Source organism: Chromobacterium sinusclupearum (genome assembly GCF_002902845.1).
Classification (GTDB): Bacteria; Pseudomonadota; Gammaproteobacteria; order Burkholderiales; family Chromobacteriaceae; genus Chromobacterium; species Chromobacterium sinusclupearum.
This window is the reverse complement of sequence record NZ_PPTF01000078.1, coordinates 108,619-121,092: the sequence shown is the minus strand read 5'-3', so window position 1 is coordinate 121,092 and position 12,474 is coordinate 108,619. Positions and strand designations below refer to the sequence as shown.

General features: G+C 64.1%; 11 protein-coding genes. 6 read left to right on the top strand and 5 right to left on the bottom strand.

The genetic code is table 11. The features are described from left to right. Positions 1-20: 20 nt before the first annotated feature. The 6 genes from truA to C2134_RS18615 all read left to right on the top strand — a co-directional run bounded on the left by truA (position 21) and on the right by C2134_RS18615 (position 5,288). Positions 21-809: a tRNA pseudouridine(38-40) synthase TruA gene (gene truA / locus C2134_RS18640; RefSeq protein ID WP_103321589.1), complete on the top strand. Its 789-nt coding sequence runs from the start codon at positions 21-23 to the stop codon at positions 807-809. 20 nt (positions 810-829) lie between these two features. Then, on the top strand, positions 830-1,450 hold the full coding sequence (locus tag C2134_RS18635; RefSeq protein ID WP_233196510.1) for a phosphoribosylanthranilate isomerase: 621 nt from the start codon (positions 830-832) through the stop codon (positions 1,448-1,450). Then, a complete protein-coding gene (trpB, locus tag C2134_RS18630; protein WP_103321587.1) occupies positions 1,437-2,639 on the top strand; it encodes a tryptophan synthase subunit beta in 1,203 nt (400 codons plus the stop codon). The genes C2134_RS18635 and trpB overlap by 14 nt, the downstream gene beginning before the upstream one ends. Positions 2,640-2,651: 12 nt before the next feature. Next, positions 2,652-3,440 (top strand): tryptophan synthase subunit alpha, encoded by a 789-nt coding sequence (trpA, locus tag C2134_RS18625; protein WP_103321586.1) that lies wholly within the window; start codon positions 2,652-2,654, stop codon positions 3,438-3,440. 73 nt (positions 3,441-3,513) lie between these two features. Beyond that, entirely contained in the window at positions 3,514-4,383 is an 870-nt protein-coding gene (gene accD, locus C2134_RS18620; protein WP_103321585.1) for an acetyl-CoA carboxylase, carboxyltransferase subunit beta, read from the top strand. 443 nt (positions 4,384-4,826) lie between these two features. Next, positions 4,827-5,288, top strand: a complete 462-nt coding sequence (locus C2134_RS18615; protein ID WP_158248817.1) for a GNAT family N-acetyltransferase — start codon at positions 4,827-4,829, stop codon at positions 5,286-5,288. A 223-nt stretch (positions 5,289-5,511) separates the two neighbouring features. Here the strand turns inward: C2134_RS18615 and C2134_RS18610 are convergent, their stop codons facing one another. From C2134_RS18610 to C2134_RS18590, 5 genes are all read right to left on the bottom strand, one after another. Next, positions 5,512-8,034 carry an alpha/beta hydrolase family protein gene (locus tag C2134_RS18610; RefSeq protein WP_103321612.1) on the bottom strand — a complete coding sequence of 841 codons (2,523 nt, stop codon included), beginning with the start codon at positions 8,032-8,034 and terminating at the stop codon, positions 5,512-5,514. A gap of 143 nt (positions 8,035-8,177) precedes the next feature. Then, positions 8,178-9,068 (bottom strand): 3-hydroxyisobutyrate dehydrogenase, encoded by an 891-nt coding sequence (gene mmsB / locus C2134_RS18605; RefSeq protein WP_103321583.1) that lies wholly within the window; start codon positions 9,066-9,068, stop codon positions 8,178-8,180. A 30-nt stretch (positions 9,069-9,098) separates the two neighbouring features. Next, entirely contained in the window at positions 9,099-10,217 is a 1,119-nt protein-coding gene (locus C2134_RS18600; protein ID WP_103321582.1) for an enoyl-CoA hydratase/isomerase family protein, read from the bottom strand. 134 nt (positions 10,218-10,351) lie between these two features. After that, entirely contained in the window at positions 10,352-11,134 is a 783-nt protein-coding gene (locus C2134_RS18595; protein ID WP_103321581.1) for an enoyl-CoA hydratase, read from the bottom strand. 141 nt (positions 11,135-11,275) lie between these two features. Continuing rightward, positions 11,276-12,436 (bottom strand): acyl-CoA dehydrogenase family protein, encoded by a 1,161-nt coding sequence (locus C2134_RS18590; protein ID WP_103321580.1) that lies wholly within the window; start codon positions 12,434-12,436, stop codon positions 11,276-11,278. Between the last annotated feature and the right edge of the window lie 38 nt (positions 12,437-12,474).

Sequence of the window (12,474 nt, the reverse complement as noted above, 5' to 3'; positions counted from 1 at the left end):
GAACGAATGGATGATTGGGTATGAGAATCGCGCTCGGCATCGAGTATGACGGCCGGGCGTTTGCCGGCTGGCAAAGTCAGCCGCACGGCAATACGGTACAGGACATCTTGAATCAGGCCTTGGGCCGGATTGCGGGTAACCGCGACATCTCCACGGTGGCCGCCGGCCGCACCGACGCCGGCGTGCACGCGGCGATGCAGGTGGCGCATTTCGACACCGATGCCAGCCGCCCGCTGAATGCCTGGGTGCGCGGCGTCAATGCCTTGCTGCCGCCGGAAGTCGCCGTGGTGTGGGCGCGCGAAGTGGACGATAGCTTCCATGCCCGGTTTTCCGCTTTTTCCCGCAGCTACAGCTATTTTTTGCTGACGCACCCGGTACGTTCCTGCCTGCTGGCGGGCAAGGTGGGCTGGTATCATCAGGCGTTGGATGTCGATGCGATGCGCGAAGCGGCGCAGCGTCTGCTCGGCCGGCATGATTTTTCCAGTTTCCGCGCGTCCGAGTGCCAGGCCAAGTCGCCGGTGAAGGATTTGCAGCGGCTGGACATCGTGGAGGACGGCGGGCTGATCCGCTTCGACCTCGTTGCCGATGCCTTCCTGCACCATATGGTGCGCAATCTGGTGGGCGCGCTGCTGTACGTGGGCAAGGGGGCTTTGGACGCGGCGGGCATGCAGTCGCTGCTGGAAGCGCGCGACCGCACCTGCGCGCCGCCCACCTTCATGCCGGATGGGCTTTACCTGACCGGCGTAGGCTATCCGGAGACGTTTGGCCTGCCGTCGCAATGCGAGGCCGGGCGCTTGAAACTGCGCTAGCACCTAACAGAGAAGAGACAGTGGTCAGAATCAAGATCTGCGGCATCACCCAGCCGGAACACGGCGCGGAAGCCGCCCGCCTGGGCGCCGACGCCATCGGACTGGTGTTCTACGACAAGAGCCCGCGCAATGTTTCCATTGAGCAGGCGCGCGCCGTGATCGCGGCGCTGCCGCCTTTCGTCAGCGTGGTGGCCTTGTTCGTCAATCCGGCGCGCGAATGGGTGGCGCAGGTGCTGGCTGGCTGCGCCATCGATGTGCTGCAGTTCCATGGCGAGGAGAGCGCGGAATTCTGTCGCTCGTTTCAGCGTCCGTATCTGAAAGCCGTGCGGGTGAAGTCGGGTGTCGATCTGCTGCAATGCGCTGCGGCGTACCCGGATGCGCGCGGCCTGCTGACCGACGCCTTTGTCGAGGGCGCGCACGGCGGCACTGGCGCGACGTTTGACTGGACCCTGCTGCCGGACGACCTGCCTTTGCCGTTGATCCTGTCCGGCGGCCTGGACGAACACAATATCGAAGAAGCCGTGCGCCGGGTGAAACCGGCCGCGGTGGACGTCTCCAGCGGTGTGGAGGCGGCCAAGGGAATCAAAGATGCTGCCAGAATGGCGGCCTTCATATCAGGAGCAAGACATGGATCGGTATGATTTTCCGGATGCGCAGGGCCATTTCGGCCCTTATGGCGGTGTCTATGTCGCCGAAACCTTGATGGTGGCGCTGGACCAGTTGAAAGAAGAATACGCTCGCGTGAAGGCCGATCCGACGTTCTGGCAGGAGTTCCGCCATGAACTGAAGCATTATGTCGGCCGCCCCAGCCCGGTCTACCACGCCAAGCGTTGGTCCGAGCAATTGGGCGGCGCGCAGATCTGGCTGAAGCGCGAAGACCTGAACCATACCGGCGCGCACAAGATCAACAACGCCATCGGCCAGGCGCTGCTGGCGCGCCGCATGGGCAAGAAGCGCGTCATCGCCGAAACCGGCGCCGGCCAGCATGGCGTGGCCACGGCCACCGTGGCGGCGCGCTATGGCATGGAATGCGTGGTGTACATGGGCGCGGAGGACGTCAAGCGCCAGTCGCCCAATGTGTTCCGCATGAAGCTGCTGGGCGCCACCGTGGTGCCGGTGGAGTCTGGCTCCAAGACGCTGAAGGATGCGTTGAACGAAGCGATGCGCGACTGGGTGACCAATGTCGATTCCACTTTCTACATCCTGGGCACGGCTGCCGGCCCGCATCCGTATCCGATGCTGGTGCGCGACTTCGTGTCGGTGATCGGCGAAGAAGCCAAGGTGCAGATGCCGGAAGTGATCGGCCGCCAGCCCGATGTGGTGGTGGCGTGCGTCGGCGGCGGCTCCAATGCCATCGGCATTTTCCACCCGTATATCGACGTGCCGGGCGTGCGCATGGTGGGTGTCGAGGCCGGCGGGCACGGCATCGCCAGCGGCAAGCACGCCGCGCCGCTCAGCTCGGATGCCAAAGTGGGCGTGCTGCACGGCGCCAAGAGCTATCTGATGCAAGACGAGGATGGCCAGATCATCGAGACGCATTCGGTGTCGGCAGGCCTCGATTATCCGGGCGTCGGCCCGGAGCACAGCTATCTGAAAGACATTGGCCGCGCCGAATACGTGGCGATCAATGACGACGAGGCGCTGCGCGCCTTCCACGACTGCTGTCATCTGGAAGGCATCATCCCGGCGCTGGAGTCCAGCCACGCGCTGGCCTGGGCCGCCAAGGTGGCGCCGACCCTGGGCAAGGAACAGGTGATCCTGGTCAACCTGTCCGGCCGCGGCGACAAGGACATCAATACTGTTGCCGGTCTCTCCGGCATTACCTTGTAAGGGGGACGCCGCATGTCACGCATAGAAAAACGCTTTGCCGAGCTGGCGGGCAAGAAGGCCCTGATTCCCTTCATCACCGCCGGGGACCCCAATCCCGGCCTGACCGTGTCGCTGATGCACGGCCTGGTGGATGGCGGCGCCGACATCATCGAGCTGGGCGTGCCATTCTCCGATCCGATGGCCGACGGCCCGGTGATCCAGCGCGCCTCCGAGCGCGCGCTGGTGCACAAGGTGGGTTTGCGCCATGTGCTGGAAATGGTGGCTGAGTTCCGTCGCTCGGATGAAGTGACGCCCGTTGTGCTGATGGGCTACCTGAACCCCTTGTGCGCGATGGGCTATACCGAATTTGCCAAGCGCGCCAAGGCCGCCGGCGTGGACGGCGTGCTGACGGTGGATTGTCCGCCGGAAGAGGCGGTCGATCTGCAGGCGGCGCTGGATGCCCAAGGACTGGACACGGTGTTCCTGATCGCGCCCACCACGCCGCCGGCGCGTGTGGCGGAAATCGCCAAACTGGCGCGCGGATACGTTTATTATGTGTCGCTGAAGGGCGTCACCGGCGCGGGACATCTGGACATTGACGACGTAGCGCGTAAAATTGCTGCCCTCAGACAACAATTGCCGCTGCCGATAGGCGTGGGCTTCGGGATTCGCGACGCCGCGACTGCCAAGGCCATCGCCACCGCTGCCGACGCGGTGGTGGTGGGCAGCAGGCTGGTACAGGAAATTGAGGCGGCGACACCCGAAACTGCCAAAGAGCAGTTAACTCGTCTGGTGGCCGAACTAAAGGCCGCCATCCGCTAGAACACCGACGGGGGCCATCGCCCCCGTTCATGCGCCGGGAACCGTCCCGCGCATTTAGATTCAAGGAGTCAGCATGAGCTGGTTGAATAAGCTCCTCCCGCCGAAGATCAAGCGCGAAAACCGCGCCGACAAACCTTCCGCGGTGCCCGAGGGGCTTTGGAGCAAGTGCCCGGAATGTGAAGCCGTATTATATTACACCGACCTGGAGAGCAATCTGCAGGTCTGCCCCAAGTGCAGCCATCACCATCCGCTGACGGCGCGTCAGCGCCTGAACCTGCTGCTGGATGAGGAAGGCCGCCGCGAGGTGGGCGAGGAAGTCAAGCCGGTGGACATCCTCAAGTTTAAGGACAGCAAGAAGTATCCCGACCGCCTGAGCGCAGCCAAGAGCGATACCGGCGAGGACGACGCGTTGGTGGTGATGCAAGGCAGCATCCACTCCCTGCCAGCCGTGGTGGCCGCGTTTGAGTTCCGGTTCATCGGCGGCTCCATGGGCTCGGTGGTGGGCGAGCGCTTCGTGCGCGGCGTGCGCGCGGCAGTGGAGGCTAAGGCGCCGTTCATCTGCGTGGCCGCTTCCGGCGGCGCGCGGATGCAGGAGGGCTTGAACTCGCTGATGCAGATGGCCAAGACCAGCGCCGCGCTGCAACTGTTGTCCGACCACAAGCTGCCGTTCATCTCGGTGTTGACCGACCCGACCATGGGCGGCGTATCGGCCTCGTTCGCCTTCCTGGGCGATGTAGTGATGGCCGAACCCAAGGCGCGCATCGGCTTCGCCGGCGCCCGCGTGATCGAGCAGACCGTGCGCGAGACCTTGCCGGAAGGCTTCCAGCGCGCGGAGTTCCTGCTGGATAAGGGCGCCGTGGACATGGTGGTGGACCGCCGCGAGCTGAAGCGCAAAGTGGCCAGTATGATTACCTTGCTGATGAAGGAGCCGTCGGCAGTCTAACGGCGACGCTCTCTTATCGGATTCCAAGCCCGCTCCGTCACATGACGCGGCGGGCTTTTGCTTGCCGTGCACGCCCGACCTCTGGATTGTCATGACGACTTGAATTCCATATGGCATGATTTCATCATTCAATCATCATGAGGAGTCCAGCCGATGAGCCAATTCAATCTTTATGCGCAGGAGCCAGGCGGCGGGGCGGTGTTTCAATGGATTTTCGCTTAAAGCATTTTCTTCAGTTGTAATCGGCGCCGTCAGGCAGCCGCTCCCCGCTCTTCCTCTTCCACCGCATCCGCGCGGTGACTTAAGCCTGCTCGTCAGGCGCATTTTCCCTATGCATCTCCTCGCGCTAGCCTGCCAGCTGTTTTCCCGTGTCGGGCGGCATGGTCATGGCTGCGGGTAGTTTGGCTGGCGCTTGGCGCGTGAATCTCAATCAGGAAGTTTGTATGCAACAACTGGATATTTCGGCAATCGGCACGGCTGTCCTAAGCGAACGACTTTGCCTGGAACCTTTGCAGGCGGAGCATGCGACGGCATTGTTTCCCTTGTTCCAGCATCCGCGCATCTACGACTGGATATCGATGCGGCGGCCGGCGTCTATCGAAGCGCTGGCAAAAGCCTGGCGCGATCTGCCGTTTAAAGCGGCGGGCGAGCCTGATGAGTATGGGTTCGGATGGGCGGTGAGGCGGTTGGAGGACGGCGCATGGCTCGGCAAGATGGATGCCGATGTCCGCGCCGATGGCATCGCCAGCAATGTCGGCTATTGGTTTGCCCCGGATTACTGGGGGCAAGGCCATGCCAGCGAGGCGGTCTCGGCTTTGGCGCATCATCTGGTATTGCATGGGGTATATGAGCAACGGGCCACCGTGACGGTGGGCAATGAGGCTTCGATACGTGTGCTGGAGTGAGCCGGTTTTGTCCGGGGCCGGGTGTTGCCGGATAACGATACCGTGGGCGGACGCTTGGTCGACGATGTCGAGCTGGTTCGTTTCGCTTGAGGGTTGAGCGATGCGCGAGATTCGCGCGGGTGGGAATGAAACGGATTGCGGCCGGGCGTGAGCCGGCGGCAATCCGTTTGTCTGCGGCTTTGCGCGGAACGGCGCGTCCCGGGATTGCCGGGACGCGTGTTCATCAGGGCTGCGGTGACGGCTGTCCGGCTTGCGCGGTCTTCTGTGCGCGCGGCGGGGCGTTTTTCACGTACTTGTCGAACCAGTTGAGCATTTCGTACACCAGTTGCTCGTTGGATTCGCGCGCGGCGTACCAGTGCGGCTCGTGCGGCAGCATCACCAGCCGGGTGGTGCCGCCATTGCCGCGGATGGCCTCGAAGAACTTGGAGGCCTGCAGCGGCGTGGTGCCGGGGTTGGCGTCGTCGGTGCCGTGGACGATCAGAATCGGCGTCTTCAGCTTGTCGGCGTAGAAGAAGGTGGACACTTTGCGGTAGACATCCGGCGCTTCCCATACCGAACGGCGCTCGCTCTGGAAGCCAAACGGCGTCAGCGTCTTGTTGTACGAGCCGCTGGTGGCCGCGCCGGCGCGGAACAGGTCGGTATGCGCCAGCAGGTTGGCCGTCATCAGCGCGCCGTGGCTGTGGCCGGTGACGGCCACGCGGTCCGGATCGACTACGCCCAGTTTTACCGCCTCATTCACGGCGGCCTCGGCATCCATCTTCAGCTGGTCCAAATAGCTGTCGTAGGCGGCCTTGGGGTCGCCCACCACCGGAAACGAGGCCTGGTCGATGATGGCGTAGCCGGCCAGCAGCAGGTATTTGTACTGGTACAGGCGGGTGAAAGTCTGCTGCGAACCGCTGACCTGGCCGGCGCTGGCGGCGTCGGCGTAGTCCAGCGGGTAGGCGTTGAGGATGGCCGGGATGCGGGTGCCTTCCTTGTAGCCAGGCGGCGTATACAGCGTGAACGACAGTTCCAGCCCGTCGGCGCGCTTGTATTTGACCAGCCGCTTCTTGATCTGGCGCAGTTCCGGCGTTGGGTCGACGATGTGGGTGACCACGGCCGGCGTGGACGAGAAAACGGCTTCGCCCTTGTCGGCGCTGATGGGGCTGCCCAGTTTGCGCAGGAAGGCGTTGGGCGCTTCGGTCGGCGTCTGGCGCCAGGTCAGGAAGCTGCCGCTTTGACCGGACAGGCCGATGAAGCGCTCATAGGCGGATTTGTCGCTGCGGAACAGGCGCTGGCTTTCTCCGGTTTTCAGGTTCAGCTTGTCTAGGAAGGGACGGTTGCCTTGCGGGGAGGCACCGGCGCCGGCCAGATAGATGGCGTCGCCTTCCAGCTGGATCACCCGTTCGCCATTGGCCAGGGTGCGGTGCACCGGGCTGCCCGGATCGGCGTACTTGTTGTCGAAGGACATGTCCCACAGCAGTTTGCCAGCCTGTTTCGCATCATCGATGTTGACGATGCGGGTCTGCCGCCAGTGTTTGTTCAGATCGATCTCATGCACCAGCGCGGTGTCGGCGCGCTCGGTCCAGTCTATGCCGGCGAAGCGCTGAGTGGTGCGCAGGATTTCCACCGGCGCGGCGGTGAACGGCGCTTTTTGCATCATCACCTTGTCGCGCGCCGGCACGGTGTTCTGCCAGTCGCCGCCATCCAGCGCCTCGGCCCAAAGCAGGGTGGCCGGCTCGGTGGCGCGCCAGAAGAAATCGCGCGGGCCAAGCGGTTCGCCATGCACCGGCACGCGGTCGGCCAGCGGCAGGGAGGCGACGGTATGGATGGCGATGCGGCCAGGCTTGGAAATATTCCATACCTGCACTTCATGCGGGAAGCGTTCGTAAGTGGTGACGTAGGAATAAGGCTTGCGCACGCTGCTGACCAGGATGTGCTTGCCGTCCGGCGCCGGCGCCACGCCATCGTACAGGGCCGCTTGGCCAAGCGGAGTGGCTTTGCCGCTGGCGGCGTCCACCAGCAGCAGCTGCGAGGCGGCATAGTAGTCGAACAGCGCTTCGTCGTGCGGGCTGTTCAGCGTATCGCGGGTTTCATAGGTGCTGCTCTGGCCCTTTTCGCCATCGGCTTCCTGCACATTGGGGCCTTCCGGGCCCGCATCCTTCACCGGCGGCGGTCCCAGTTTGGCCGGCACGGCCTTGACCAGCAAGGTTTTCTGGTCCGGCATCCATTGCAGTTCATCGTTGAGCATCGGGTTCAGGCGGATGCCGGGGATCTTGCGGATCTGGCCGCTCGCGACATCGCCCACCCAGACTTCTACCGCATTTTGGGTGGTGTTGGCGAAGGCGAAGCGTTTGCCGTCGGCCGACCAGATCGGCGCATCCGGGCAGGCGCCGGCCGGCAGCGCGATCGGCGTTTCCTTGCCGCCGGGAATGGCCACCAGCTTGAAGCTTTCGGCGCACGGCGCGATGCCGTAGCCGCCTGGCGTGTCGTGCTTGCTGCGATTGGCTGGCTCGACGCGGGTGCCTGCCAGTTTAAGGTAAGGCGCGGCCACGCGGGCGATGGATGGATACTCCTGCCAGGCAACCAGCAGCATGTTGTCCTTGGTGGGGCTGATGCTGGGGCCGGGCAGCGACGGCGCGCGCATCACTTTGAGGATGTTGGCCGGCGGTTGCTGATAACCGGCAGCGGATGCGGCGGCGGGCAGCATGGCGCAGGCCGCCAGCGTGGCGGCGGCGATGCCCTTCAGAGCGTGCAATGGAAACATGGTCATCCTTGTAGACATCTTGTTGTGGTGATTGTCCGTTCATCAAGCGCCAACGGGAGGCTGCTGACGCGGCCTCCCGTTGGAAAGACACAATGACAAATTTATCACATGTCATATGTGTTGGGGTGATGGTCTTGACCTGTTCAATTCACCGTATGAAAGTATTTGACGATGCTGGAGAAGTCCAGCTTGCCATGGCCCTGATGCACATGCTCTTCATACAGATTGCGCGCCAGCGCGCCCAGCGGATTGGCGGCATGACTTTGCAGCGCGGTTTCCTCGGCCAGCCCCAGGTCCTTCAGCATCAGCTCGGACATGAAGCCGCCGGCGTAGTTGCGGCTGGCCGGGGCATTTTCCATCACGCCGGGCCAGGGGTTGTAGAGTTCGGTAGCCCAGTTGCGGCCGGAGCTTTTGCTGATGATTTCGGACAAGACTTTCGGGTCCAGACCGTTTTTCACCCCCAGGGCCAGCGCCTCTGCGGTGCCTGCCATCAGGATGCCCAGCAGCATGTTGTTGCAGATCTTGGCGGTCTGGCCGGCGCCGGCGCCGCCGGCGTGGAAGATGTTCTTGCCCATCGCTTCCAGCACCGGGCGGGCGCGGGAAAGGTCATCCGCCGCGCCGCCGACGATGAAGGTCAGGGTGCCGGCCGCCGCGCCAGCGGTGCCGCCGGACACCGGCGCGTCCAGCATGGACAGGCCGCGCGCTTGCGCGGCTTCCGCCACTTGGCGCGCCGTGCCGGCGTCTATGGTGCTGCAGTCTATGATCAGCGTGCCCTTGGGCAGCTTGGCGAACAGGCCTTCATCGCCCAGGTACAGGCTGGCTACATGTTTGCCTGCAGGCAGCATGGAGATCACCACCCCCGCGTCCTTGGCCGCGTCGGTGGCGCTGGAAGCGGCCCGGCCACCGGCCGCGGCTACCTTGGACAAGGCTTCGGGCGACAGGTCGAAGGCGTCGACCTTGAAGCCCTTGTTCAGCAGGTTGACGGCCATCGGGCCGCCCATATTGCCCAGGCCGATGAAGGCGATGTTTTCCATGCTGCTCTCCTCTGTTTGGTTCTGTTTGTTTTATTTCAGCGCGGCCAGGGGGTGGTCCCCATCGCGCCATGGCGATTCGAAGTGCCCATCCACCCAGGCCTGGTCGATGTCCGGCAACTGGCGGCTCCAATGCGGATTGCGGTCCTTGTCCACCAGCAGCGCGCGCACGCCTTCCGGGAAATCAGAACGCGCGCAAAAGTTGACCGACAGCACCAGCTCCATCCGCAAGGCCTCGGCCAGCGACATGTGTTTGGAGCGGTTCAGGATTTCCCAGCTGACGGCGGCGGAGGTGGGGCAGCCATGGGCGAAATTCTTGGCGGCGTCGGCGAGCCACGGGTCTTCGAACGCCGTTTGAGTCAGCGCGGCGGCGACGGCGGCCAAGTCGCCCTTGTTCATCAGCCGGTGCACCGCCAGAAGATTGCGTTCGACGTTGGAGGCGGGCAGGGCATCGCCCAACTGGCCTTCCAGCTGGTTCAGCAGCGCGCTGGCTACCGCCGGGTGGCCATGCGCGTCGCCGCTCCAGTCGGCCTGCTGCAGCGCTTGCAGCAGCGCCGGATACGCGTCTGCGGCCAGCACATGATCGGCCAGATTGGCGATCAACGCGTCGTGGGCGTTCAGCGGCGCGCCGGTCAAGGCCAGGAACAGGCCCAGGTGCGCCGGCATGCGTTGCAGGAACCAGCTGCCGCCCACGTCCGGGTACAGGCCGATGGTGATTTCCGGCATGGCGATGCGGGTGGCGGGTGTGACCACGCGGTGGCTGGCGCCGGCCATCAGGCCCAGGCCGCCGCCCATGACGATGCCGCCGCCCCATACAATCAAGGGTTTCCTGTAGCGGTGGATGCGGTAGTCGAGCGTGTACTCCTCGGTGAAGAAAGCCACCGCGTGCGGATGCGGGTAGTGCGGCTCGGCTACCAGTTTTTCGCGCAGGCTGCGCACATCGCCGCCGGCGCAGAAGGCGCGTTCGCCGGCGCCGCGCAGCACCACGGCGACGATGCCTGCATCGCGCTCCCATATGGTGAGGCGCGAATCCAGCAGCCGGATCATGTCCAGCGTCAGCGCGTTCAGCGATTTTTCGGCATTGAGGGTGGCGATGGCGATGCGATGGCCATCGCCGGTAGGTAGTTCGTCAAACAGCACCACGTCATGCATGGGGAGGCTCCGGAAAGGCTGTTGTTAACCACGAAAGACTGCAGGAAGGCGGCGAGCCGCCGCCGCCGTTGATCCGGGGGCGCGGCTCGCCGCTTTCGCGGTTTTCGTGGGGTTTGTGGCCATGTGTTTTGAGCTCAGGCGTTCTTCCAGTTCGGCGCGCGCTTTTCCAGGAAGGCGCGCGTGCCTTCGCCTTGATCGTAGGTGTCGAACAGCTTGATGAAGGCCTCGCGTTCCTTGATCAGGTTCCAGGCCGGCGGCTGGGTGCGGGCGGCCTGCACCAGCTGCTTGCACACGCCGACCGACGACGGCGACTGCTTGGCCACGCCCTCGGCCAGCTTGATGGCGGTTTCCAGCGCCTCGCCCTTGGCCACCACCTGCTCCACCAGGCCGATGCGCTCGGCGGTGGCGGCATTGACGCGCTCGCCGCACAGGATCATGCGCTTGGCCCAGCCTTCGCCCACCAGCCACGGCAGGTTCTGGGTGCCGCCGGCGCAAGGCAGCAGGCCGACGCCGGCTTCCGGCAGCGCCATCTGGCTTTGTTCTTCGGCGATGCGGATGTCGCAGGCCAGGGCGCACTCCAGGCCGCCGCCCATGGCGTAGCCGTTGATGGCGGCGATGCTGACGCCGCGGAAGCCGGACAGCGCCTCAAAGGCTTCGCCGAACAGCATGGTCATCTCGGTGGCCACCTTTTTGTCGCCGTCGGCGAACAGATTCAGGTCCGCGCCGGCTGAGAAGAACTTCTCGCCCTGGCCGGTGATGACCAGCGCGTAGATGTCGCGGTCGGCGTTGAGATCGGCCACCAGCTGTTTCAGCGCGGTCAGGCTGGCGCGGTTCCAGGTGTTGGCCGGCGGATTGTCTATCGTCACCACGGCGGTGTGGCCGCGTTTTTCCACGTTCAGGTGGGCGTAGCTTTGCATCTGAATTCCTTTTCTTCTGCCACGAAAACCACGAAAAGACACGAAAGAGACCGCTCTTGCCGTGGCCGCAAGCAGGAGGCGTGATCCGAAAGCGCGATAGTTCGTGTTCTTTCGTGGTTTTCGTGGCGGCCAAATAAGCTGTTAACGCAGCGTTTCCAGCGCGCCGTCCTGCAGCATCTTGCGCGCGATTATCATCCGCATCACCTCGTTGGTGCCTTCCAGTATCTGGTGCACGCGCAGGTCGCGCACATGGCGTTCCAGCGGGAAGTCTTGCAGATAGCCGTAGCCGCCGAACAGTTGCAGCGCGTTGTTAGCGATATTGAAACTCAAATCGGTGGCCAGCCGCTTTGCCATCGCGCAATAGGCGGTGGCGTCGGCGCTGGCATTGTCCAATTTCCAGGCGGCCAGGCGCACCATCTGGCGGGCGGCCACCAATTCGGTGAGCATGTCGGCCAGGCGGAACTGCACGGTTTGCAGCTCGGCCAGCGGATGGCCGAATTGCTGGCGCTCCTGCACATAGCGCTGCGCGGCGTTCAGCGCGGCCTGGGCGGTGCCGACGGCGCAGGTGGCGATATTGATGCGGCCGCCATCCAGCCCCTTCATGGCGAAGGTGAAGCCCTGGCCTTCTTCGCCCAGGCGATTGGCTACCGGGATTTCCACGTTGTCGAACGTGATGGCGCGGGTGGGCTGGCTGTTCCAGCCCATTTTCTTTTCCTTCTTGCCGTAGCTGACGCCAGGCGCGTCGGCCGGCACCACGAAGGCGGAAATGCCCTTGGGGCCGGGGCCGCCGGTCCGGGCCATGACCACCAGCACCTGAGTGCTGCCGGCGCCGGAGATGAACATCTTGCCGCCGTTCAGCACGTAGACTTCGCCCTTGCGTTCGGCGCGGGTTTTCAGCGAGGCGGCGTCGGAGCCGGCGCCTGGCTCGGTCAGACAGTAGCTGCCCAAGACTTCGCCAGTCACCATTTTCGGCACCCACTGCTCGGCCAGCGCCTTGCCGCCAAAGCTGGCGATCATCCAGCTGACCATATTGTGGATGGTCAGGTAGGCGGCGGTGGAGGTGCAGCCGGCGGCCAGCTCCTCGAACACGATGGCGGAGTCCAGCCGCGACAGGCCCAGGCCGCCGTAGGCTTCCGGCGTGTAGAGGCCCAGAAAGCCCATGTCGCCGCTCTTGCGGATCACGTCCAGCGGGAAGATGGACTCGGCGTCCCATTCGGCCGCGTGCGGCGCCAGTTCGCGCTCAGCGAAATCGCGGGCGCTTTGTTGGAAGGCGACCTGATCTTCGTTCAGTTCGAAATTCATTTACAACTCCTGTTTGCCACGAAACCCACGAACAACAC

Coding starts and splice junctions, on each gene's coding strand:
- truA (WP_103321589.1), top strand. CDS start 21: ATGAGAATCGCGCTCGGCATCGAGTATGACGGCCGGGCGTTTGCCGGC.
- trpB (WP_103321587.1), top strand. CDS start 1,437: ATGGATCGGTATGATTTTCCGGATGCGCAGGGCCATTTCGGCCCTTAT.
- trpA (WP_103321586.1), top strand. CDS start 2,652: ATGTCACGCATAGAAAAACGCTTTGCCGAGCTGGCGGGCAAGAAGGCC.
- accD (WP_103321585.1), top strand. CDS start 3,514: ATGAGCTGGTTGAATAAGCTCCTCCCGCCGAAGATCAAGCGCGAAAAC.
- C2134_RS18615 (WP_158248817.1), top strand. CDS start 4,827: ATGCAACAACTGGATATTTCGGCAATCGGCACGGCTGTCCTAAGCGAA.
- C2134_RS18610 (WP_103321612.1), bottom strand. CDS start 8,034: ATGTTTCCATTGCACGCTCTGAAGGGCATCGCCGCCGCCACGCTGGCG.
- mmsB (WP_103321583.1), bottom strand. CDS start 9,068: ATGGAAAACATCGCCTTCATCGGCCTGGGCAATATGGGCGGCCCGATG.
- C2134_RS18600 (WP_103321582.1), bottom strand. CDS start 10,217: ATGCATGACGTGGTGCTGTTTGACGAACTACCTACCGGCGATGGCCAT.
- C2134_RS18595 (WP_103321581.1), bottom strand. CDS start 11,134: ATGCAAAGCTACGCCCACCTGAACGTGGAAAAACGCGGCCACACCGCC.
- C2134_RS18590 (WP_103321580.1), bottom strand. CDS start 12,436: ATGAATTTCGAACTGAACGAAGATCAGGTCGCCTTCCAACAAAGCGCC.